Raw genomic sequence first — 23,939 nt, 5'->3', positions numbered from 1 at the left:
TCCTTTTTATTACGAACAATATCTTTTTAATATATTTTTCTTTTTCTATAAGTTACTTCAGAGGCGGTTATGAAAAAACTACTAATATTGTTCGTCTTCCTTATTTTATCAATTCCTTTCTTATCTATCACTTATTCTCAATGGTCACCGGATCCTTTAGTAAATAATCCGGTTTGTGTTGGAGCTTGGGGTAAAGATAATGGATATCCTCCTTGTATTTGCAGCGATGGCAGCGGAGGAGTTATTATTGTTTGGTTTGATGAACGTAATACAAGCACTACTGGACGGGATATTTATGCACAACGAATTGATGCAAGCGGTGTTGTAAAATGGGCATTAAATGGAATTGCTGTTTGCACTGCAACAGGTGTTCAAACTCAGGCTGCTGTTGTAAGTGATGGCAGTGGTGGCGCAATAGTAACATGGGTAGATTTTCGAAGAGGAAGTTATACAGACATTTATGCGCAAAGGATAGATGCCAATGGAATTATTAAATGGACAGCAGGCGGTAATATAGTTTTTGTAGGTGATATCGGTTCACATTGGTCTCCCGTTATAACGACAGATGGAAATCATGGCGCTATTATAACATGGTATGATTCACGGGATGAATCTTCGACTAACAATATCTATGCTCAAAGAATTGATGGGGCTGGAGTTCCCCAATGGTTAACTTTAGGTGTAAATGTTGGCATTCAAATATGCGGAGCTTCTAGAGATCAAATCTATCCCAAAATAACCAGCGATGGTTACGGAGGCGCTATTATTTGCTGGGAGGATTATAGATCTGGCACCAAGCATGATGTTTATGCACAGCGTATAAATTCAACCGGCAGTACATTATGGACAACCGATGGTGTTGCTGTGTGTAATGATGCGGATGGATTTAACGAAAGACATCCACAATTAATAAGTGACGGAAGCGGAGGCGCTTTTTTTACGTGGGAAAATTCGTCATATGTTAGTTATGTTTCAGTTTCTGCTACGCATTTTGATGGAAGCGGTGCAGTAGTTACTGGATGGCCTAAAGGAATATCAGTTTCAATGATACAAGATTTGTGTCTACCCAAAATTGCAAGTGATGGGAGCGGCGGAGTTTTTGTAACATGGTTTCAGGGTGAAAGTAATAATGATATTTATGCGCAGCGTATTAACGGAAGCGGTACTTTTCCAAGCGGTTGGTCAACAGGTGGTAATGTAGTATGTAATGCCTTAGTGCACCAAAATAATCCTGAAATAATTAGTGACGGAATTGGTGGTGCAATTATTTCCTGGCTCGATCAACGTGGTTCAGACCAGGATATTTATGCCCAACGTATGGATGCTGGTGGTTCTGTTCATTCCGGTTGGACTTCAAATGGAAAATTAATATGTGGGGCAATTAGATCACAATCAGATCAGGTTTTAATAAGCAATGGAAGTGAAGGTGCTATTATTTGCTGGAATGATTATAGAAACATTGCTACCTACGATATTTATGCAACTAATTTAAAATCAGACGGTTCTTTACTTCCTGTTGAGCTTACTTCCTTTACAGCAAACCTAATTGGTAAAGAAGTAAAACTGAGTTGGAAAACAGCAACTGAAGTGAACAACTATGGGTTTAATGTAGAACGAAGAATGAAGAGTGAAGAGTGGAGTACTTTGGGTTTTATAAATGGAAATGGAAACAGCAACTCGCCTAAAGAATATTCTTATATTGATAGAACAGTTTCAAGCGGAAATTATATTTATCGCTTAAAACAAATTGATAATGACGGTAAATATAAATACAGCAGCCAAGTTGAAGTTACTGGTAACAATTTTCCAAATGGTTTTATATTAGAACAAAATTATCCAAATCCGTTTAATCCAACCACTAACATTGAATATAATTTATCCGAAACCGGAATTGTGAAAATAGGAATTTTCAATATTCTAGGTGAACAGGTAACTCTATTGAAGGAACAAATTGAAGAACCCGGGCATTATAATATTGAATGGAATGCTCAAAATTATCCAAGTGGTATATATTTCTGCAAATTGGAATTCAATTCGAAAGCTGGATCAAAATTAAAAATTCTAAAGATGATTCTTTCAAAATAAAAATTATTGAATCTCTCCTATTATTTCCTTTATGATTTAAAAATAAAACTGCCGTGGAAGAGGGCACAACCACGGCAGATAGTTTGTCATTTAAAGGAGGGATGAGAAACTATGTTTTTCAACTGCTTCACAGCAGCGGAACTACGTACTCAAACAAAATGCCATAGAAATTCTTTTTATTTCCGCAGGAATCAATGTAAAGAAAAATTAAAATTTTGTTTTTGAGAAAAGAATAAAAGTTTTTCTAAAAGATAGGAAAAGCAACTAAACGATTTTTCCCCTTGAAACCCAGACTTATTATTGATTAAATTTATACAGTAGTAAACATAGAATTTTTATATGGCTAATTTTATAATGAATAATGAAATAGATTATACCAGGGAAATACTTGCGCTTAAAAAAGAATTGAATGCAGTAATTCTTGCACATTATTACCAGGAATCTGAAATACAAGATATTGCTGATTTTATTGGAGATAGTCTGGACCTTGCTAGAAAGGCGAAAGCAACAAATGCTGATGTAATTGTTTTTGCAGGTGTTCATTTTATGGCAGAAACAGCAAAGATTTTAAATCCGAATAAATTAGTATTACTGCCGGATTTAGAAGCTGGTTGTTCGTTAGCAGATAGTTGCCCAGCTCCGCTATTCAAATCCTTTAGAGAAAAACATCCTGATCATGTTGCAATAACTTATATAAACTGCACTGCCGCAGTTAAAGCCTTGAGTGACATCATTTGCACATCCAGTAATGCAGAAAAAATAATAAACCAGATTCCTCCAGATAAACCAATATTATTTTCACCGGATAGAAATCTTGGTGGATTTTTGAAAAAGAAAACTGGGAGAGAGATGACATTATGGGATGGAACTTGCATAGTTCACGAAACTTTTAGCGAGAAGAAAATTATATCACTTAAAATAAAAAATCCACAAGCTAAAATAATTGCACATCCGGAGTGTGAAGAAGCCGTCCTAAAATACGCTGATTTTATCGGTTCAACAAGTATGTTATTGAATTATGTCCAGACTGATTCATCATCCGCTTATATTGTTGCAACTGAGCCTGGAATAATTCATCAAATGGAAAACCATACTAAAGGAAAAACATTTATTCCTGCTCCACCGGAAAAAAATTGTTCATGTAATAATTGTCCATTTATGAAAAAGAACACACTTGAAAAACTTTATTTGTGCATGAAAAATAAAAATCCACAAATTGAAATGGAAGAATCTGTCTGGGTGAAAGCTTTAACACCAATTACACGAATGCTGGAAATGAGTTGAAACCAGATTGTTGAAATTGAAAATTTTTAACAAAATATTTTTACAGAAATCAAACTTCAGTTGTTAAACTTTTTTCAAAACAATTTTGAAGGTTGTTCCTTCCGGAGATGAAGTCTTAACGAAAATTTTTCCTTTATGATATCCTTCAATTATTCTTTTAGATAAACTAAGTCCCAATCCCCAGCCTCTTCTCTTTGTACTGTATCCCGGACGAAAGACATCTTTTCTTCTTTTTAATTCGATTCCTTTTCCCGTGTCTGTAACTTCTATTTCTATTGTTCTGTTCTTTTCAAATATTTGAAAAGTAATTGCTCCTTTTTTCCCTTCAATTGCATCAAGCGCATTCTTAATTAAATTTTCTAATACCCATTCAAACAATTCAGGATTTAATTTGACATAAACATTCCCGGATCCTTCAATTGTTAGAGAAACATTCTTACCAATCTGCGGAAGTCTTCGTTCGAAATATTTAATCGTTTTATTTATCTGTTCTTGCAGATTTGTTTCTTTCAGTTCAGGATTAGAGCCGATCTTAGAAAATCTTTGCGCAATTTTATTTAAGCGGATCAAATCGTTTTTTATTTCTTCAGTTATATCTAAAACTTTATCGGGATTTTTATAATTCAAGCTTAAAATCTCGGACCAGCCCATTAAGCTGGAAATTGGAGTACCAAGTTGATGAGCAGTTTCCTTTGCCATTCCAACCCAAATATTACTTTGCTCCCGTTTCTTTATGCTGCTAAAACTTATATAGCCAGCCAAAATGAACATTGCCGCTGCAAAAATTTGAAGGTATGGATAGTTGCGCAGTTGTTTTATCAGGTCAGAGTCGCCATAATGTATTTTACCAAAGATGATGGAATCTTTGTATGAAACAACTATCGGTGAATTGATCTCGTTCATTTCATTAATTTTTGTCTTTAAAATTTTTAATTGTTCGGGGGGTGACAAAGTTGAGTCAATAACTAAATTCCGGTAGCTCGTTTTATCCTTCAAGTTTATTTCATCTTTACGATCAGTTAAAATGATAGGGAAATCAATTGGCTTAATTACATTTTCAAAAACAAATGTAAGGTTAGAAGAATTATCTTCTGCGTTAATTAAGTACTCTAATCCTTTTGCATATAGCTCAACAATTTGCTTGTCTTTTTTTTGTAGTTTTTCAACCAAAGAATTAGTGTAAAAGAATGTTCCAATGGCAATTCCAAAAGCCAGGAAGAGTAAAAGTATTTTCAAATTTATTGAAGTTGGTCCACCAAACATTTTCATTTATAATATCCTTTGTTAAATGAAATCTTTAGGTATAAAAAGATTCTGGCGAAAATAAGTAAATGCAATTCCGAATTGTAATTAATCTCATTTTCATTTTTAGCTTGGTTTAGTATTAGCTGATGCACTAACCAAATATGGAAATAACTATTCTGAAAAACCCTGCAATTTTTAATCAAGTATAATTGTCTGGTCTCGTTTCGGTCCAACGGAAATAATCCTGATTTTAAATCCGCATTCAGTACTCATAAATTTAAGGTAGTCTTTAGTTGTGGAAGGTAATTCATCTAAAGATCTTGCATTTGAAATATCCGTATTCCAGCCATTAAGTATTTCATAAATTGGATTAACTTTTTCAAGTTGACTAACATCAGTTGGGAATGATTTTAAAGTTTTTCCATCAAGTTCATATCCAATACAAACTTTAATTTTATCAAAGCTGCCCAATACATCAAGTTTGGTAATTGCAACGGTGTCAATTCCATTTATCATACAAGAATATTTTACCAGGAAGGCATCGAACCAACCGCAGCGCCTTGGGCGTCCGGTAGTTGCGCCGTACTCTGCACCAAGCTTACGTAGTTTTTCTCCTTCAGCGTCTAATAGTTCGGCAGGGAAGGGACCATTGCCAACGCGTGTGGTATAAGCTTTTACAATTCCAATAACATCATCTATTTTATTTGGTGGTATGCCGGTTCCAGTGCAAGCACCGCCGGAAGTCGGACTGGAAGAAGTTACAAATGGATATGTACCATGATCAACATCAAGTAAAGCACCCTGGGCGCCTTCAAGCAAAATCGATTTACCTTCCGAAATTGAATTGTTTAGAAAAACAGGAACGTCCTTAATATATTGATCAATTATTCTATCAAACTCAGTATATTCTTTTATAATTTCCTCAACATCAAGTCCTTCTTTTTCATAAACTTTTTTAAGGAGATTATTTTTCTCGTTCAAATTTTCTCTTATCTTTTGTTCCAGCACTTGCTTATTCAGCAAATCAACAATCCTAATTCCTTTTCGTGCATACTTATCAATATAGCAGGGACCAATTCCTCTTCCTGTTGTACCTATTTTATTCGTTCCGCTTTCGCTTATTAAATCAAGCAGTTTATGGTAGGGCATAATAAGATGTGCATTGTGACTGATAAACAACCTGCCAAGGATTTTTATACCGTTACTTTCCAGAAGATGAATTTCCTCTAGCAATGCTTTGGGATCTATAACAACGCCATTACCAATTACACAAACAACATTTTCCCGTAAAATACCAGAGGGAATTAAATGAAGAATATATTGCTTATCACCAATTTGAACAGTGTGTCCGGCATTTGCGCCACCCTGGTACCTGGCAACAATCTCATATTTTTCACTAAGGATATCAACAACTTTCCCTTTTCCTTCGTCGCCCCATTGGCTACCGACTAATATTGACACACTCATTTTGTTTAATTCTCCTGTATAATATAATTATTGCAATTCCAAAGGATGGTAAAAATAAAAAACTCCGAGTAAACTACTCGGAGTTATAAAGAATATTTTGCTAAATTTTTCTTAAAGTTATTAAGCGTAACTTTTAACAGCCTGTTCAACAGAATCAAAGTTTTCAAAAATTGTTACAAGCTTTGTAATTAAAAGAAGGCTTTGAATCTTATCAGTAGCGTTTGCTAATTTTAGATTACCGCCGCCGCTCTTCATTGTTGTGAAAGCGCTGATTAACATACCTAATCCAGAGCTGTTCATAAATTTTACTTCTGCCAGGTCGATAATAAGATTTTTTTTGTTGTCATCAATAAGTTTGTGCAATAACTCATTAAGCTCAGTAGCTTCTGGGCCTCCCATTACGTTGCCTTTAAGCTCAATTACAACAGCATTGTAGTGCTCTTCAGTTTTAACTTTCATGAATGCTCCTTTATTTTTCTACTGCAATTTAATTAGATGAGTCATTTTTTGCAAGCAAATTAAAAGAATTTATTGTTAATTTATGAGTGGTTAAAATATATTTTTAATTCGGTAGCAGTTTTAATGTTTTTATTCCAATAAAATATTAGAAATGACCTAATTGTCCAGTATCCGGTTAAAAATTCTACAATCTATTTAATAAACGGAACTAAGAATCCAATTTATCGTCTAATCAAATGGTTATAAATAAAAACGGAAACGAAATAATTCCTCAACAATCACCAAGTACTGATGAAGATTTTGATTTGATAAGACGGTTTATGGATGGTGATGAAACTACGTTTAGAACTTTAGTTATGAAACATAAAGATAAAGTTAGAAACCTGGTTTTTTTAACTGTTGGTAACCGAGAACTTGTTGATGATATTTCTCAGGAAGTTTTTATTAGCGTTTTTAGTAAGATGAGTCTTTTTCGTTTTGAATCTCAGTTTACAACCTGGCTGTATAGAATTACAGTTAATAAGTGCAAAGATCATCTGCGTAAAATAAAAATAAGAAGCATTTTTGTTCCTATAAAAGATTCTGATGAAGATTATGGCGTTTATAGTAAACCAAGCGATACTGTTGATATTAAAGAAGTAGTTCAGGCGGCAATTGAAAAGTTACCGGAAAAACTTAGAATTCCCCTGGTTATGCGTGAAATGGATGGATTAAGTTATAAAGAAATTGCAGATCAACTTCTTTGTGAAGTAGGAACAATTAAGTCCAGGATATTTAGAGCAAGAGAAACAATTAAAATTCTGCTTCAACCATTTGAAGGGGAATTGTTTACTTAAACTTTAATTCCAAAAAATGTTCTTTGCACCTCCTGCTAACACTTTAGTGTTAATGAGTCACGTTACGCATCGTTTAGATATTTGAGCCAAAAAACTCATCTCCTTAGTCCCCTTCTCTTTCAAAGAGAAGGGGATTTGGGGTAGAGTTCAAAATGCTGCGTAAGGTGACTTAATGATTTAATAATTTAGCAAAACGAAGTGCCTCTCCTATCTGTGTTTGTAAGTGTTCGGGAGTTGTTTAATAGAATGTAATGAAACTGAAAGGGTAAATAATGGGAAATGAAAAAACAAAATCAGGATGGAACCTAAGTGCAAAGCAATGGGTTCCTGTTGCTGGGTTAATCATTTTAACCATTGCCTTAATATTCTTTTTCAAAAATAAAAATATCAGTCAAATTGTTGATGAACAGAAGCATAATTTAGTTGAATTCTATTCTCAAAACCTAAAACCTCTTTTTGTTGGAACTTCAATTACGAACGACGACGTTTTTAACTTTGCAATGAATAATGAATTGCCACTTGATAAAAACAATAAACAATATTTAAAACTTGGGGATGAATCCGAAGGCAATAAATATTTTGAATTTGTTAAGAATTCCGATGGAGAACGAAAGAATAATCTTAACCAATTTGTAAAATCATTCGAATTTAATAATGTACAAAAGCAAAAATTGGATTCATTACTTGAATCTTACCAGGACGAAATCAGGAAACAAGTATTAATAAATGATAAGAATACAATTGCGATTAATTCTAATCTCTGGAATCTCAACAAGGCAATCCGTGCAGATATTTTTATGTTTGCTTCACAAGCAAACAGTGCAAAATTCAATCAGTTAGTTCCATTATACCATAACTTTTATAACAATCCTGGATTAAACAAATTTGTTTCCGAAGCCAGGGATGCACGGGATAGCAATTATTTTTTCGTTACGCCGGATTCCATATTCAGTTCAGTCTATAAAATGGATGAGGAAAATATAAAAAGAGAAATTGCAGACAAGAAGAATGCATTGAAAGATATGAAGGATGACTTTAAAGTCCGCATCGCTTTCCAAAAAGAAATGATGAAATTACAGAACGAAAAAAACAAACAAAACTTTACAATGCAAATCGATCCTAATTTTTGCAGAATTCAAGTTCCAAATGTAGAAATACCGGAAATTAAAATTCCGGATTTACCCTTGGCTATTGCTGATTTAAATGAAGTTACAAATGAATTAAAAAAACTTAACTTCAAAATGCATACAAAAAATATGAGGATAACAGAACCAGAATCGTCTACTGAAGTGAATCCACCTGAAGTACCTCAGGATTTTGAATTGAATATTGATTTACCAGATTTGAATGAAATTGTTCAACAAAGCATGTCCATTGGGCTGGAAGCATTAAAAAATGTCAATATTCCAGCAGAAGTAATAGATTCAATTGTTAATTCAATTCATGCAGAAGTGGGGGATTCTTCATCTAAATATTTTGATAAAAAAGCATTTAAGAAACAAATGGAGCAATTGAAAAAAGAATTGAAACAAGCGAAAAAGCAAAATAAAGTGAATTAAATTTACCTGCATAATCTAAAACAAAAATTAAAGTATTAATGAATTTTAAACTCTTCCAATTCGATAGAACCTACAAGCTGGAAAATGCTCTGGTACTTTCTGTCGTACTTTTTTTATTCAAACTAATTTTTCCATATAGTAACTCAGTACTTTGGGTAATTCCAAATGAAGCGCTTGTTATTTTAACTTTCTATTTTGTATCAATTTATTCGCTTGAATTTATTAACACAAAAAAGTACACGCCGCTTTCTATAATACTAAATGCAGGAATCCTGAATGCAGTAATATTTTTTGTGCTGTCCGTCCTCGCTCCGGTTCTTTCGGGAATTTTTGATGGGTTGACCCGCGAAAATTTTATGTTCTCTATCGGATCAACATTTTATTCATTCATATTTATTGCTGCGCTGGCATATATATACTCAGTATTTAAAACTTTGTTTTTCCTTCGTCAAAAGAAAAGTCCAAAATTTTATTTTAACACACTTGCAATTTTTTTATTAGCTACTTCGCTTTCTAATAATATTGCTCTTCTAAAAAAAGACATGGATTATATCCAACCTGCGCTAATGGTAGTTACAATTCTTCTTATATCAATTAACTCTATCCGAATTCCATGGATTGCTTTCCTTACTAAGAAGGAGAAAATTTATTTATTAATAATTTCAACTGTACTTTCAATTCTTTTCGGAGTTAATATTGCGCTCGCATCTTCCAGCAATGTTTCAAATCAATTATTATTGGAGTTTTCGCCATCACTTCATCAGTTTACAATTCTTTTAATGATTTATGGAACCATCTTCTTTGGAATAATTTTCTTTACAACCTTGTTCCACCTCCCAACAGCGTCAGCATTCGATAGAAAAGCTCAGGAAGCATCATCATTAATAAATCTTAGCAAATTAATTACCCAGGTTTTTGATTTTAAGGAATTAGCTGATACTGTAACTGATATAACAATTCAAGTGTGCAATTCAAACTCAGCCTGGTTGGTATCAGAAACAGAAGGAGTGTTAACAGTTAGCGCTGTAAAAAATATAGGTTATGTTGAAGCGGATAAAATAGTAAGCAAGCTTTCCTCAAACTATGATTTAAGAAATATAAAAAATGTTAAAACGGTTAGACTAAGCAATTTAAGAGGTGAAGAAACCGCGGATAATAATGCGACAATTAAATGTTTAGCAATTGCTCCCTTAAAAGTTCATAATAAAATTGATGGTTACCTTATTGCTGCCAGAAAATCGGAAGATCAGTTTGATGAGGATGACCAGAAATCGATTGGAGCATTTGCAGAATATGCTGCCCTGGCTATTGAGAACTCAAGATTGTTAGAAGAATCATTAGAAAAAGAACGCTTGGAAAAGGAACTTGATGTTGCAAGGGAAATTCAGTATAAAATTCTTCCTGATAAAACTCCGCAAATTGATTGCCTGGATATTTCCGCCGTATTTATTCCGGCTTTTGAAGTCGGTGGTGACTATTATGATTTCTTTCATCTACCGGATAATAAATTAGGATTTGTTATTGCAGATGTATCCGGTAAAGGAATTACTGCCGCATTTATTATGGCAGAGATTAAAGGAATTTTTGAATCACTTTCTAAACTGATAGAAAGCCCGCGCGAAGTTTTAATTAAAGCAAATGAAATTTTAAGATTTAGCCTTGAGAAAAAAAGTTTTATTACTGTAATCTATGGTGTTTTTGATTTAATAAATTCCAAAATGTTTTTTGCCCGTGCTGGTCATATGCCGTTACTTTTATCGCGGGATAGTAAAATTGTACATTATAAACCGGGTGGGATGGGTTTAGGGCTCGACCACACTTCAAATTTTGTTAATACAATTGAAGAAGTTGAGATTAAATTAAAAGAAAATGATATATTAGTATTGTTCACAGACGGTATTACAGAATCCAAGAATGCATCTCTGGAGGATTTTGGTGATGAACGTTTTGAAAAAATAATTCTAACTAATGGTAAAGTAAGTTTGGATGAACTTGCAAATCAGATTATGAGGGAAGTAACTACATTTTCGCAAGGAAGTCCGCAGCATGATGATATTACTTTAGTTATTTTCAAATGGAAATTAAAAAATAAAAACTCGGGAGAGATTTAATGGCAGACTTTAATGTGCAAATGCACGAAGATGATCAGGTAAGTATAATCAACTTACAAGGCTATCTTGATGCACACACAGCACCAGAGCTGGAGAATATATTCACTAAACTAATTGATAGCCAGAAGTACAGAGTAGTTGTAAATTTTGAAAGTTTAAATTATATAAGCAGCGCTGGTTTAGGTGTTTTTATGGCTTACGTAGAAACAATGCGGGATAATAAAGGCGATATTAAATTTACCAATATGACACCAAAAGTTTATAACATCTTTGATCTGCTTGGTTTTCCATTACTTTATGAATTTTATAACGACGAAAAGGAAGCAGTTCAAAAGTTCAGCGAGAAGAGTTAGTCTTGAATAACAATATTAAATCAATTGAAAAAGAAATTAAGGTTAAAAGCACAACAGATAACCTTGGAATGATTAGAGACTTTACAAAGTCAATTGCATCTCAAACCGGTTTTACTGAAGAGGTTGTTGATAAAATTGCTTTAGCTGTTGATGAAGCCTGTACAAACATCATTAAACATGCTTATAAATTCTCACCTGAAGGTGATATTCTTATTAATATTAAAGTTGCTGAAAATAAAATGATTGTTTCTATAACTGATTATGGTTTAGATTTCAATCCCAGCATAATTCCCGTTCCAGATATAAAAAAATATTATCAGCAGCATAAAGTTGGCGGATTAGGAATTTACCTGATGAAGAAGCTGATGGATGAAGTCCGGTATAATCCGAACACAGGTAATAAAAATCAAGTTGTTCTGGTAAAATATCTTTCATAAAAGTGTATTATGAGTTTATTTGATACCGATGGTGCACAAAGAAATTTATCTGCTCTTGTAGATTTTGGTAAATTTATTAACTCCAGCTTAGATCTTAAATCCAATCTCAATAATCTTTTGCTAACCTGTTTTGGAAAATTTCATACAACAAAAGGTGTAATTGCTTTATTTGATGATTATGGTGAGTTGAAGGTAAAATCATTTAAAGGATTAACAGCAGAAGTTATTAAACAATTTCCTTCAATCAATCGTGAAGATATTGAAAACAATAAACCTGTTTTAACAAACTTCAAAGAAAAATATAATTTACAGTTTTGCCAACACATTAAATCATCACAGGGAACTTTGGGAATTATTTTTCTTGGTGATAAACTTAGCAAGAAAGAATACACACCTGATGATAAAGAATTTATAGACCTGATTATTAATATTGCCGCAACAGCAATTGAGAATTCAATAATTTTTGAGAAACTGAAAACCGCTAATCGCAGCCTGGATTCAAAAGTATCCATGCTCTCGTCCTTGTTTGAACTTAGCAAAGAGTTTAGCGGTGTACTGGAAACACAGCGGGTTGTAAAACTTCTTATCTATTCAATTATAGGTCAGTTATTAATTTCTAACTATGCTGTTATTGTTTGCGAACCTAACGGTATGACAATACTGGATTCCAAATTCCCACAACCGTTACTTTCTGCGATACTTCAAAATTGTAATCCAGCCGAAATAATTACTCCTTTAAGAAAAGAAAAATTGAAAGAAGAATATGGCGAATTAGTTAATATTGGTGTAGAGCTTTTAATTCCAATGCAGATCCAGCGCGAGACTAAAGGATTAATTTTACTTGGAAAAAGAATTAACAACATTGAATATTCAGAATCTGATTCAGAATATATTTATTCCATCGGCAGCCTTGCTATGATTTCGATTGAGAATGCGCGTCTATTTAAAGAAACTCTTGAAAAACAAAAAATGGAAAAGGATCTTGAGATTGCCCGAAATATTCAGAAAAATCTTTTTCCCAAATCACTTCCTAAATTACAGAACTTTGAAATACAGGCTGTAAATGTTTCATCAAAACAGGTTGGCGGAGATTATTATGATGTCCTAAGACTTGATGATAATAATATTCTGTTTGCAATTGCTGATGTTTCCGGTAAAGGGGTACCTGCTTCACTGCTTATGGCAAACCTGCAGGCTTTTTTAAAAATAATTGCCAAACACGGAATGGAACTAAGCGATGCAACCGGCTTGATCAACGATCTTGTTTCTGAAAATACGATGGGAGAAAATTTTATTACATTTTTTTGGGGAATTCTTAATGATGAAGCTATAACTTTAACATATGTAAACGCCGGACACAATCCACCACTTTTAATTAGAAATGGAAATATTTCAAAATTTACAAAAGGGGGAATGATTCTTGGAATTTTAAAAACTCTTAAGCCTTATGCAATGGAAACAATTAGTTTGCAATCGGGGGATGCAATAATTCTTTTTACGGATGGTGTAACAGAAGCAATGAATAAAATGATGGAAGAGTTTACGGATGAACGCCTGGAAAAATTAAGCAAACAAATTTATCAGGAAGAAGCCGCAAAAATTCTTTTAGAAATCAGGAATGATGTTCAAACACATACTGAAGGTGCAATACAGTCAGATGATATAACTCTTATGATCATTAAAGTAAAATAACTTATGAAGAAACTTAAAACGATATTATTAAAATACAGGCAAACCATTACAATATTTTTAGCTGCGCTTGTGGCTTTTGTAGCTCTGGCAAATCTTTATTTTGTTTTTGTTGTTACAGTTGTTTCTAATGATGAATGCTTGTGGATTCCAAAAAAAATGGCTAAGGATAGCATTACGATTTTCTTTAATAGTGTTAAAGTTAACGGCGTAACCTGGAATGCTGGTGTAAGGAACGGAGATATACTTTTAAAAATAGACAATGTAAAATTACCTAACGCTTTAGTCGCTCAGGTTACTTTAAATAAACATAAAGAAGGTGAGTATGCTAATTATACTATAAAGAAAAATGGAAAGATCATAGAAACTAAAGTCTATATTAAAAAATTAATAAATTTTGGAAATCTTGGAATTGGACTACTCGGTTTTATTTGGCTGGTTGTTGGATTTATAGTTGTTATGGCAAAACCCGATGGTAAAGTTCAAAGATTGTTTTATCGGATTGGTTGTGGATTTGTTCTTTATATGTCAATTGTTCTTATAACAAATCCCTGGGGAGATAATCCAATTGTACGCTATCTGCCGATAGTTCTTACAGTTGATATTATCTGGTCTATGGCAGGGTTTGCTTTACCATTTATGATCGTATATTTTTTCTGGAGTTTTCCCAAACCATTTAAGATTGTTGAAAAGAAATGGCTAAAAAAGGCATTCATAATTTCATCCGCTACTCTGTTTCTTTTATCTTATTTATATCGATGGTTCTTTGTCTTTATTCCGAATGACCAATTACTTTATGCCTATGTAATACGAATTACCAATATATTACTTGGACTTGGACTTTTAATTGGATTGATTTCATTATTCATTAATTTTTATAGATTAAAAACAAAAGAAGAGAAAAAACCTTTAATTGTAATTCTTGCTGCATATACTCTTGGAGTTGTAGCTTTAATATATTCAACTATGGTTGCAAATATTATTGCAGATACAATCTTTAACTCTCCGGAGTACTTTATGCCGATTGTTTTAGTTGCTATAATTCCAATCTCCTTTGGTTACTCAATTTTTAAGTATCAATTGATGGATGTTAGCGTAGTTGTAAAAAATACAATTGTATATGGAACCGCCACAGCAACTATAGCAGTCATTTACTATTTAGTTACTTATGGATTGGGACAAGGTATCGGTTCAGCAATCGGAACACCTTATCAAAGCGCAATAGCAGTTTTCACGTTTGTGATATTTGCGTTTATCTTTCAATCAACCAAGGATAAATTTCAAAATCTTTTAACTCGAAGATTCTACCCGGAGCAATTTACATATCAAAGAGTTATTCTAAAATTTAGCAATGATGTTGTTAGCATTGTTGGTTTGGAAAATATTCTTGATTCTATGACGGAAACATTTATTAGCGCACTTAGAATTAATCGCTTCGGTATTTTGCTTAAAGAAAATAATTCTTTGAAATATGAATTGAGAAGAAATCTTGGTTTGTCAATAAATGAACTTACTATTTCTGATTTAAATAATCAGCTTGCAAATTTTATTCAGGAAAAATTGGAAATTAATGGACGAACTTACATTGAGCAATCTCAATTCAGGGAAATTTTTCCGGATAATTACGAGCAATTAATCCAGGAAAATATTTACACAATTGTACCGATGGTTATTAAATCCAAAGTGATCGGTCTATTGTTGTTCGGTTTAAAACTATCGGGTTCTCAATTTGCGGGAAAGGATTTGGAACTACTTTGTGCTGCTGCAAATCAAGCCGGTTTGTCTCTGGAGAATGCACGGCTATATGAATCTGAAGCTAAAAAGTTAACGATGGAAAGAGATTTGGATAATGCCAGAAAAATTCAGGAAGGATTGCTGCCTAAGCAGATTCCTCAAATTACCGGGATTGATTTATGCGGTAAAATGATTCCTGCAATGCAGGTTGGCGGAGATTATTACGACCTGATTCAAATATCTCCAACAAAACTTTTTGTAATTGTTGGTGATGTTTCTGGCAAAGGATTATCCGCATCCCTTTATATGAGCAAACTACAAACGATGGTGCAATTGTACTGTCAAAACAATATTTCACCAAAAGAAGTTTTGGTGGAAATTAATAAGAGAATTTATGACAGCATTGAAAGAAATTGGTTTATTACTGTTAACCTTGCTTTAATAGATGCTGAAACTAAAACAATTAAATTCTGCCGGGCGGGGCATTCGCCATTGTTGGTAATTAATGGAGCGGTTAAAATTTATCAATCAAAAGGTATTGGATTGGGCTTGGAGGAAGGGATAATATTTGAAGAATCTCTTGAGCAAATCGAATTAAAATATCAACCGAATGAAATTTATACTTTCTTTTCAGATGGAATTAGCGAAGCGATGAATGAGCATAACGATCTTTATGGAATGGATGAATTTGCTGAAGTAATAAAAATGAACAAAGCGAAACCTGTAAAAGAAATTATGAATGAAGTTATGTTGTCAATAGAAAAATTCCGTGGGCGAAGAGAACAGAATGATGATATAACCATTGTTTTAATGAAGATGTTATAGCTATTAAAAGTACCTTCAAGGTTCCCCCCGAACCCTGAAGGACATATGAAATTTTTTTTTGTGGAGTAACCCCGATCAGAATCGGGATTTCAGTTTAAATGACCATGTCATTTAAGCATCAACATTTTTTTAGTTTCAACAAAATTACCAGCTTGAAGTTTATAGAAATAGATACCGCTTGGCAAATCTGCAGCGTTAAATTCCACCTGATATTTTCCCGATGGTTTTACTTCATTTACCAATGTGGTTATTTCATTTCCAAGAACATCGAATACTTTTAATGAAACAAATCCGAATTCCGACCCACCTGCCGGACTGGCAGGAATTAGAAATCCAATTTTGGTTGAAGGATTAAACGGATTTGGATAATTGTTTAATAGTCTAAAATCTTTAATTGATATTTCTTTATTCTCTACATCAGTTGACGGCTGATAATTATATGTCAATTTCATAAAGTTTACCCAGGCACCATTCTCCCAGTTCTGTGTTAATGATTCCGTATTATTCCCATTTGCATCATAAGTAAATAGACCATTCATTGTATTTACCCATTCAGAGCCTGTCCACTGTTCACCTACAAATTGTGTTTGCTGCCTGTTTGTGTTGTATGAATAAGTTGTTCGACCAGCATCCATCCAATCTGTCCCAGCCAGATTTTGACGAAGAGATGTAATTCGTAAACCCTGATCGAAGGTGTTAATCTCTTTTCCCGTGATTGTAAAACCAAATATCCAAGTCTCAGAAATGGAAACAGTATTATTTCCCTCAGCATCATATTCATAAGTCGTTTTATGAGAAGTTTCCCAAGCACCATTTACCCAATTTTCCATCAATAATTGAGTACAATTGTCACCGTCGTAAGTATAAGTATCCTGACTATTAGTTACCCATTCACTATTTACCCATGTCTGGTTATAAATGTTTGTTACTCTCCTGTTTTCATTGTAGGTCCATTGAGTTTTGTAGGCAGGAACCCATGTTTCATTCTCCCAATTATCAGATTCCATAATTGATTGTAGATTACCCTCGTAAGTATAGGTGGTCCGAGAGTTATTAACCCATGCACCATCTGCCCAACTTTGACTCAAATCGCTGGTTAATTTTCCATTTGCATCATAAAAGAATTGTGTATAAGCCATATTCTGCCAATCATTGTTATCCCACATTTGAGATAGCAGATCTGTTGGAATCCAGGAATCTAATTTAATTTCAAATGGATTATAGTTTTCTCTCAATATATTTTCCTGATGTTTCAGATTCAACTTATGCTTTAAGTAATCTGAAGAAAATTTTTGTTGAGCCGGCAGGAAAATAGTTATTATTAAAACAGCTATTATCACAGAAAACTTTTTCATTTTCAATTCTCCTTAATAATTTTAATTGGTTTTATTTAATTTCACTTTTTAGTTAGTCGCAGCATTTTGTCAGGTGAAAATTCTATTCGTTCATTCGAACCACTGTCCACTTCAATGTCTCCATAAAAATCCAGATAAGTATAGCTTGCCGATGTAGTCGAAATCATTGGACCCCAGTTTAAACTAACACCATGTCTTATGGCTGTGTTTGCAGTATCGTGTGCCCCAAGAGAAATATGTTCTGTAAATTGATTTGAAGGTTTAAAGGTGGTGCATTCCCAAATAACTGTACCTCCGCCGGTTTCAGCTGGAAAATCATTAGCATTAATTGCCATAGTCCACTGTCCATTTCCATCGGCATCCCAGGTAATCGTTCCAGTGTAAGCATAAATTCTGTTTGTTTGCGTTCTCTGCGGATTATTTTCACTTGATAATTTAACGGCAGTAAAAATAATCCTTACTTTTTTATTGTTAAGTGGTGGAGTTGCATCACCCGGCGTAATACCTTCCCAGGTTCCAAGCAGCCAATTCTCACCTCTTACCTGATTAGCATCAGTTTGATTATTACCGTTGTTAGTTGAATTAGCAGGATTGCTTTCATCTTTTTTGCAACCTGTTTCTAATGTTATAAAAATTGTAAGAGGTAATAAAATAATCAGTAAAAAAAATAGTTTTGATCTTTTCATTTTTTCTCCTATTTGATTTTATTCTTGAAGATGAATATTTCTTTGAGTAAAGTTTGAATGTCAATAGGTTTGTCAAATACTAACTGCGCACCAGCATTTTGAAGTTCAGTTTTTATTTCTTCATTTAAGTATGAGGATATAACAATTATAAGTGAATCCGGATTACAGGCGTACAAGTTTTTTATAAGTTCACTTCCGCTTATCACATCAAATCCAGCTTCGGAAATTATCACAGAAAATTTGCGTTTCTTTGCAATCGCTATCGCCTCGTGCGGATTATTGGTTAATCGGATTTCAGTAAATGAATCCATCATTGCAACAATTAATCCTTTTCGCTGAATTTCATCCTTTTCAATTATCAAAAGGGAATCAAGTTTATCTTTTGTTATGGAAGAGTTGAAATAATTTGTTGTCATAATTATTAAATGAATTTAATATTATCATACAATCGTCCTGCCAAAATCCATAAGGCAAATTTTTTTGTTATTTGAATTGATTTGGCAGGAAATTCTGTATGGAAAATATCCTGATTGTTAATTGAAGTTTACGACAAGTTTATTGGAAAGATTGATTGACTTAATTTGGGAGTAAAATGAATAAACGAATTAGTGTAAACTAATATTTACAAAATGGGAATTAGTTTACAGCAGTGATATTTTAAAAATTGTTTTGAATTAGAAGTTAGCTCCATTTTTCTCATCAGATATAAGTTTGTACTGGCTTATTTTTTTATGCAAAGATACTCTTGATAATCCAATTGCTTCAGCAGTCTTGGAGATATTTCCACAATTATTTTTTATGTGATAAGTCAGGAACTCTCTTTCAAAATTTTCAATGGCGCTATTTAATGCAGTTTGAAAATTATTTTGCCGCCAAAGATTTTTCCATTTCAAAGAGGAGATTAGCACTTCAGAAAAAATGGATTCCGGTAAATCAGTTGGTTCAATCGTTTGCTTTTCGGTTGTAACAAACATCATCCTGATAAAATTTTCCAATTCCCTCACATTTCCTTTCCAGGAATACTTTTGTAATAATTCTACAGATTCTGGTGAAAAGAAAATTTGCTTTTGCATACGAATATTTTCTTTCTGTAGAAAATGATTGATTAACAAAGGTATATCATCGCTTCGTTCACTTAAAGTCGGAAGGCAGATTTCAATTACATTTAATCTGTAATATAGGTCCTCTCTGAATTTTTCTTCTTCAATCAATTTTTTCAAATCCTTGTTTGAAGCGCCGATTATTCTCACATCAACGCTTATCGTTTGAGTGCTTCCAACTTGTTGAAAATTCCTTTCCTGCAAAACTCGTAGTAGCTTTGCCTGTAGTCGTGGACTCATTTGACTAACCTCATCAAGAAACAGTGTTCCCTTATCAGCAGCTTGAAAAAGTCCGATCTTATCTTTTATTGCATTTGTAAAAGAACCTTTAACGTGTCCAAATAATTCACTTTCCAAAATTTCATCTGAAAGAGCAGCACAATTTATTGCCATAAATGGTTTATCAACTCTTTTGCTTTTATAATGAATATTTCTTGCAACTATTTCTTTCCCGGTTCCGCTTTCACCATAAATCATAACAGACACATCCGGATCAGCCGCAATTTTTATTATTTTATTTTTCACATCAATCATAGTTTTGCTGTTTCCAATTAAATCCGGGAATTCCATCTTTTTCAGCTTTTCTTTTAATTCTATATTTTCTTCAACCAGAATTCTTTTACTTTTAATTTTATCAATCTTCAGTTTTAACTCAAGCAGGTTTAATGGTTTGGTAAGATAATCCTCAGCCCCAATCTTCATTGCTGTTACAGCATCCTCAATTGATGCATATGCAGTTATTAAAATAAAAGGTGTTTCGTCAGATTCATTCTTTAAGTTAATAAGAAAATCGAGACCAGTCATTTCAGGCATCATCATGTCTGAAACAATTAAATCAAACTTTTCCTGTTTACATTTTTCAAGAGCGTCTTTTCCATTTTCATAACAAGAAACAACATGGTTTTCTGAAATTAAAAATGTTTCTATACCTTTTCTTATTGATCGGTCATCATCAACTAATAGAATTTTCATTTAACTACCTCTTATAACTAAAGACAATTTTGCTTTATACATCATCATAATATTTAATTACTCATCAGTAAAAGGAAGAATTATTTCAAAACAAGCGCCACCATTTTCTTTGTTGAAAAATTTAAGAGCGCCGTTATGTGCGGTAATTATATTATTGGCAATGGTAAGTCCAAGTCCGCTTCCACTTAATTTTGTTGTATAAAAAGGTTGAAGGATTTTATCAAGGTCGTCCTGTTTAATTCCAGGTCCATTATCGGAAATAGAAACGCTTATGTTCTTTTCATTTTTAAATGTTTGTATTTCTATAATTCCTTTTTGCGGAGAAAAGTACAAGGCATTTAATAGTAGATTGATAAATACTTCTTCAAGTTGTTCTTTATCTCCGCATATAAAAGGAATCATTTCGCAAAAACATTTCTTTATGGTTAATTCTTTAGAAGAAATTTCCAGCGAATATCCATCTAAAATATTATCTACAAATGGATTTAAATCAATCTTCTGTTTATTAAGTTGCGGCTGTCTATAGAATTTTTTAAAGTTAACAAGTTTTTCCTGAAAAGATTTTAAGGCTTCTTTTATTTCATTCAAATAAATTATTGAAGTCTCGTCATTCTTTAATTGGAATTCCAGATTCTGGACCCAAATGTTTATCCCGCTAATTTTATTTTGAATTTCGTGTGAGATTTTCGAAATAGTTTCACCAACCAACGCCAATCTTTGTTTTTGGGATAGTTCGGCTTTTGTCTGAATGAGTTCGTTAATTTTATTTTCCAGTTCAATGTTAAGTTCATTTAATTCTGAATAGCTTATTTTCAGTTTATTTACCATCTCATTAAAAGAATTAATTAGAATTCCTATTTCATCATTTCTTACAATTTCTATTTTGTGTGAAAAGTCGCCTGCAGCAACAAGGTTGGCTACATTTGTTACTCTGTTTAATGAATTTGATAAACGGTTGCTAAGATAGCTTATTACTATTAATACAATAGCTATAAAAAATATGGTGAATCCAACCACCCGCAATAAAATAGTATTCAGATTGTTAATCTCATTGCTGTAATCATTTTGGATTTGAAGGAATAAGTTCAACGCCTTAAAATTCTTCCAATTAATAGTGCTATTGTTATTATCAATGAAATAGTTTTCATTATTGGCGGTAAACTTATTTATGGAATATTGCCCATTCGGGATAATATTATTTACCTGCTGGTTCTGTAGTTTTTTATCAGTAGCAAAAAGTACTACTCCATCATACGAAGCAAGAAATACAGAAATTGAGTTGGGAAAGTTAATTTTACTTAAAGCTTGTTCTATAAAATTATCAATATTGGATTTTGCCAGAAGAACAAAATTGTTTTTATGTGAATCTTTTAATAAAAAATTCAATTCTTTATTATCAATATTAAACACCATATTCTTGCTTTTATTGTTCTCCATTATTTCCTTCAGGTTTAGCAATTCTTTTCTTTGAAAAGAACTATCTGCCTGAGAGATGTCCGCTAAAATTTCTCCGCTGAAAACCCTTGTAGGAATCCCAATTATACATTCCTTACGATTTTGGTTGAAGACTATAACCTTAGAATATTTGAAGGGAAAAGAATCAATAAACTTTTGGAAAACATTGGTAACTTCATCATTATATAACCCTCCGGATTCGCTAACAATAAATTCTAATTGTGATGTTAAATCGTTTAATTCAAATTGTGAATATTCAATTTCTTTTTGAATAGCATCAAAACATTGGTTCGAATATGACTTGATTTCAAATTGGGATTGTTCTTGAATGTATTTTTTATTTGTGAAATAAAAATAAATTATTACAATACTAAGAATAGTAAAAGTAAAAACTGTAAAAAGAAGAATTATTTTGTGCTTTAATTTAGTTTGTTTTGGCATCCTTTCTTTCCAGCCACACACATTTGTAATTTGGGATCATATACTGGATTTTTAATCCGCGAACAAATTTTGGATAAAGATAATATCTTGGTCCTTCGTGTGATATATAAATAGCAGGAACATCTTCTTTAAGAATTTCTTCTAATTGTAAAAAATATTTCAGCCTTACTGTTTTGTTTTGTTCGAACATTGCCTTTTCAAGTACTCTATCATATTCAGGATTATTATAATGCGTTAAGTTAACACTGTTGATGTTTTTTGAGTGAAATAAATTGTAGTACTCTTCCGGGTCCGGGTAAGATGGAAGCATGCCTACACGAAAAATATCAGGTCGATCTTTTTCAATCTGTTCGTAATATTTCAAAGTTTGAATGTTGGTTGAATATTTTACTCCTAATTCAGCAAGTGAATTTTCAAGGCATTTAATTTCTTTTGAATAAATTGTACTCAAAATATCTATTTTATATTTTTTAATTTGATCTATAAAAATTGAGCTATCTTCCAAAGACTTGAAGTTGTGTTTTCCAAAAGTAAGAGTTGAATCACCAAACATTTTTGGAGGAACCAGGCTTCTGGCTATTACAAAATTATTTAGCGAATCAATAGTTATCGATTCTAATTTAATATTTACAGCTAATGCTCTTCTAAAGTTAACATCCTTTACCAGTGGTGAGCCTTTATCCAGAGAGAAACCAAAAAAACGAAGACTAAAACCATAATCTATTTTTTCATAATTGTACTTGTCAAAAAAATATTTTTCTGATTTTAGTTTTTGAAAAACATTCTCATTCACTAAGTATAAAAAGTTTTCTTCCTTAAGAAAATCAGATAGAGCAATTGATGAATTAGCTAAAAACCTTACGTATATTTCATCAAGTAAAGGAAGTTGCTGACCATCTTTTGATTTATCCCAGTAAATTTCATTTTTTACCAAGAGCATTTCTTCAAGCGGTTTCCATAATGCTAACCGGAAAGGTCCAGTTCCAACCGGATGTTTTTCAAAGTCGCTTCCATAATATTCAATTGCTTCTGGTGGTACTATAAATGCAGAAGGGGACGCGAGGCATAATAAAAATGATACGTAAGGTTTTGTCAAATTTATTTCAAGATTTTCCCCATCAATAATTTTTATTCCACTTATGGTTTTGGTTTTAGCTAAATGGAAATCATTGATGCCTTCGATTTTTCCCCGGAAAAGTGCCCAGCTAATGTTATCAGATTTTGGGTCTGCTATCCTCTCAAAATTTTTAATGATATCTTCAATTTTTAATTCTCTTCCTTTTCCATTTATAAAACATGGATCGTTGTGAAATTTGATGCCACTTCGGATTTTAAATATATATCTTTTACCTTCATTTAATATCTGCCACGATTCTGCGATCAACGGTTTTATATCACCTGATTTTTCTCCATATGTCACCAATCCTTCATAAATCAATGCAGAGATATGCCAATCGGAATCATACATTATGTTAATTGGGTCCAATCTTTCTACCGGATCGCTTAACAATAGCTTAAATGTACCACCTGAATGTAAAAGTGTTTTAGTTTCATTTTGGTTGCTCTTGCAAGCCATCATAACTAATGAAAAAAATAATGCTAAGAGAAAAGTGATGTAAGGAAAGTTGGTTGGGGAGTGAATCGGTGAATAATTCTGTAAATTTAATTTAGCGGCAATAACTCTATATTCAATTAAAATTCTCAAGTAATTACTCCACGTAGATCAATTTTTGTTTGTAATATAATTATTTGAATATTAAAACAAAATTATCTCTTTTGCCTTTAGAATAGTTTGGGAGCGTTTTATTTCTATTTGAAGAAAATTTAATAGAATTATGACCCAATA

The 23,939-nt window shown here is 32.7% G+C and carries 18 protein-coding genes; 9 read left to right on the top strand and 9 right to left on the bottom strand.

Going from position 1 to position 23,939, the window contains the following annotated elements:
• Positions 1-69 precede the first annotated feature (69 nt).
• Positions 70-2,085, top strand: coding sequence for a T9SS type A sorting domain-containing protein (locus tag NTX22_13085; protein ID MCX6151458.1), 2,016 nt, complete (start codon positions 70-72; stop codon positions 2,083-2,085).
• Positions 2,086-2,424: 339 nt separating this feature from the next.
• Positions 2,425-3,369 carry a quinolinate synthase NadA gene (gene nadA, locus NTX22_13080; GenBank protein MCX6151457.1) on the top strand — a complete coding sequence of 315 codons (945 nt, stop codon included), beginning with the start codon at positions 2,425-2,427 and terminating at the stop codon, positions 3,367-3,369.
• Positions 3,370-3,432: 63 nt separating this feature from the next.
• Here nadA and NTX22_13075 read toward each other — a convergent pair whose 3' ends face one another.
• From NTX22_13075 to NTX22_13065, 3 genes are all read right to left on the bottom strand, one after another.
• The gene (locus NTX22_13075) at positions 3,433-4,638 is read right to left on the bottom strand and encodes a HAMP domain-containing sensor histidine kinase (protein MCX6151456.1); all 1,206 of its coding nucleotides are present in this window, start codon (positions 4,636-4,638) and stop codon (positions 3,433-3,435) included.
• Positions 4,639-4,809: 171 nt separating this feature from the next.
• Positions 4,810-6,081 (bottom strand): adenylosuccinate synthase, encoded by a 1,272-nt coding sequence (locus tag NTX22_13070; GenBank protein MCX6151455.1) that lies wholly within the window; start codon positions 6,079-6,081, stop codon positions 4,810-4,812.
• A 120-nt stretch (positions 6,082-6,201) separates the two neighbouring features.
• Entirely contained in the window at positions 6,202-6,540 is a 339-nt protein-coding gene (locus NTX22_13065) for an STAS domain-containing protein (protein MCX6151454.1), read from the bottom strand.
• Between the two features lie 236 nt (positions 6,541-6,776).
• Here NTX22_13065 and NTX22_13060 point away from each other — a divergent pair, with 236 nt between their 5' ends.
• From NTX22_13060 to NTX22_13030, 7 genes are all read left to right on the top strand, one after another.
• Positions 6,777-7,376 carry a sigma-70 family RNA polymerase sigma factor gene (locus NTX22_13060; GenBank protein ID MCX6151453.1) on the top strand — a complete coding sequence of 200 codons (600 nt, stop codon included), beginning with the start codon at positions 6,777-6,779 and terminating at the stop codon, positions 7,374-7,376.
• Positions 7,377-7,648: 272 nt separating this feature from the next.
• Positions 7,649-8,935: a hypothetical protein gene (locus NTX22_13055; protein ID MCX6151452.1), complete on the top strand. Its 1,287-nt coding sequence runs from the start codon at positions 7,649-7,651 to the stop codon at positions 8,933-8,935.
• Between the two features lie 38 nt (positions 8,936-8,973).
• On the top strand, positions 8,974-11,046 hold the full coding sequence (locus NTX22_13050; GenBank protein ID MCX6151451.1) for a SpoIIE family protein phosphatase: 2,073 nt from the start codon (positions 8,974-8,976) through the stop codon (positions 11,044-11,046).
• Complete coding sequence (locus NTX22_13045; GenBank protein MCX6151450.1) at positions 11,046-11,399, top strand: STAS domain-containing protein; 354 nt, start codon at positions 11,046-11,048, stop codon at positions 11,397-11,399. Before NTX22_13050 ends, NTX22_13045 begins: the two co-directional genes overlap by 1 nt.
• Positions 11,400-11,401: 2 nt before the next feature.
• Positions 11,402-11,836, top strand: a complete 435-nt coding sequence (locus tag NTX22_13040) for an ATP-binding protein (GenBank protein MCX6151449.1) — start codon at positions 11,402-11,404, stop codon at positions 11,834-11,836.
• 9 nt (positions 11,837-11,845) lie between these two features.
• Complete coding sequence (locus NTX22_13035; GenBank protein MCX6151448.1) at positions 11,846-13,528, top strand: SpoIIE family protein phosphatase; 1,683 nt, start codon at positions 11,846-11,848, stop codon at positions 13,526-13,528.
• 3 nt (positions 13,529-13,531) lie between these two features.
• Positions 13,532-16,084, top strand: coding sequence for a SpoIIE family protein phosphatase (locus tag NTX22_13030; GenBank protein MCX6151447.1), 2,553 nt, complete (start codon positions 13,532-13,534; stop codon positions 16,082-16,084).
• A 107-nt stretch (positions 16,085-16,191) separates the two neighbouring features.
• Here the strand turns inward: NTX22_13030 and NTX22_13025 are convergent, their stop codons facing one another.
• The 6 genes from NTX22_13025 to NTX22_13000 all read right to left on the bottom strand — a co-directional run bounded on the left by NTX22_13025 (position 16,192) and on the right by NTX22_13000 (position 23,798).
• Positions 16,192-17,439: a T9SS type A sorting domain-containing protein gene (locus NTX22_13025; GenBank protein ID MCX6151446.1), complete on the bottom strand. Its 1,248-nt coding sequence runs from the start codon at positions 17,437-17,439 to the stop codon at positions 16,192-16,194.
• Between the two features lie 41 nt (positions 17,440-17,480).
• A complete protein-coding gene (locus NTX22_13020) occupies positions 17,481-18,125 on the bottom strand; it encodes a hypothetical protein (GenBank protein ID MCX6151445.1) in 645 nt (214 codons plus the stop codon).
• An 8-nt stretch (positions 18,126-18,133) separates the two neighbouring features.
• Positions 18,134-18,541: a response regulator gene (locus NTX22_13015; GenBank protein MCX6151444.1), complete on the bottom strand. Its 408-nt coding sequence runs from the start codon at positions 18,539-18,541 to the stop codon at positions 18,134-18,136.
• Between the two features lie 258 nt (positions 18,542-18,799).
• Positions 18,800-20,197, bottom strand: a complete 1,398-nt coding sequence (locus NTX22_13010) for a sigma-54 dependent transcriptional regulator (protein MCX6151443.1) — start codon at positions 20,195-20,197, stop codon at positions 18,800-18,802.
• A gap of 57 nt (positions 20,198-20,254) precedes the next feature.
• Complete coding sequence (locus NTX22_13005) at positions 20,255-22,093, bottom strand: ATP-binding protein (protein ID MCX6151442.1); 1,839 nt, start codon at positions 22,091-22,093, stop codon at positions 20,255-20,257.
• Positions 22,077-23,798 (bottom strand): ABC transporter substrate-binding protein, encoded by a 1,722-nt coding sequence (locus NTX22_13000; GenBank protein ID MCX6151441.1) that lies wholly within the window; start codon positions 23,796-23,798, stop codon positions 22,077-22,079. Before NTX22_13000 ends, NTX22_13005 begins: the two co-directional genes overlap by 17 nt.
• Positions 23,799-23,939: the final 141 nt, after the last annotated feature.

The organism is Ignavibacteriales bacterium (genome assembly GCA_026390815.1).
GTDB lineage: Bacteria > Bacteroidota > Ignavibacteria > Ignavibacteriales > SURF-24 > JAPLFH01.
This window is presented reverse-complemented; position numbering and strand designations above follow the sequence as displayed.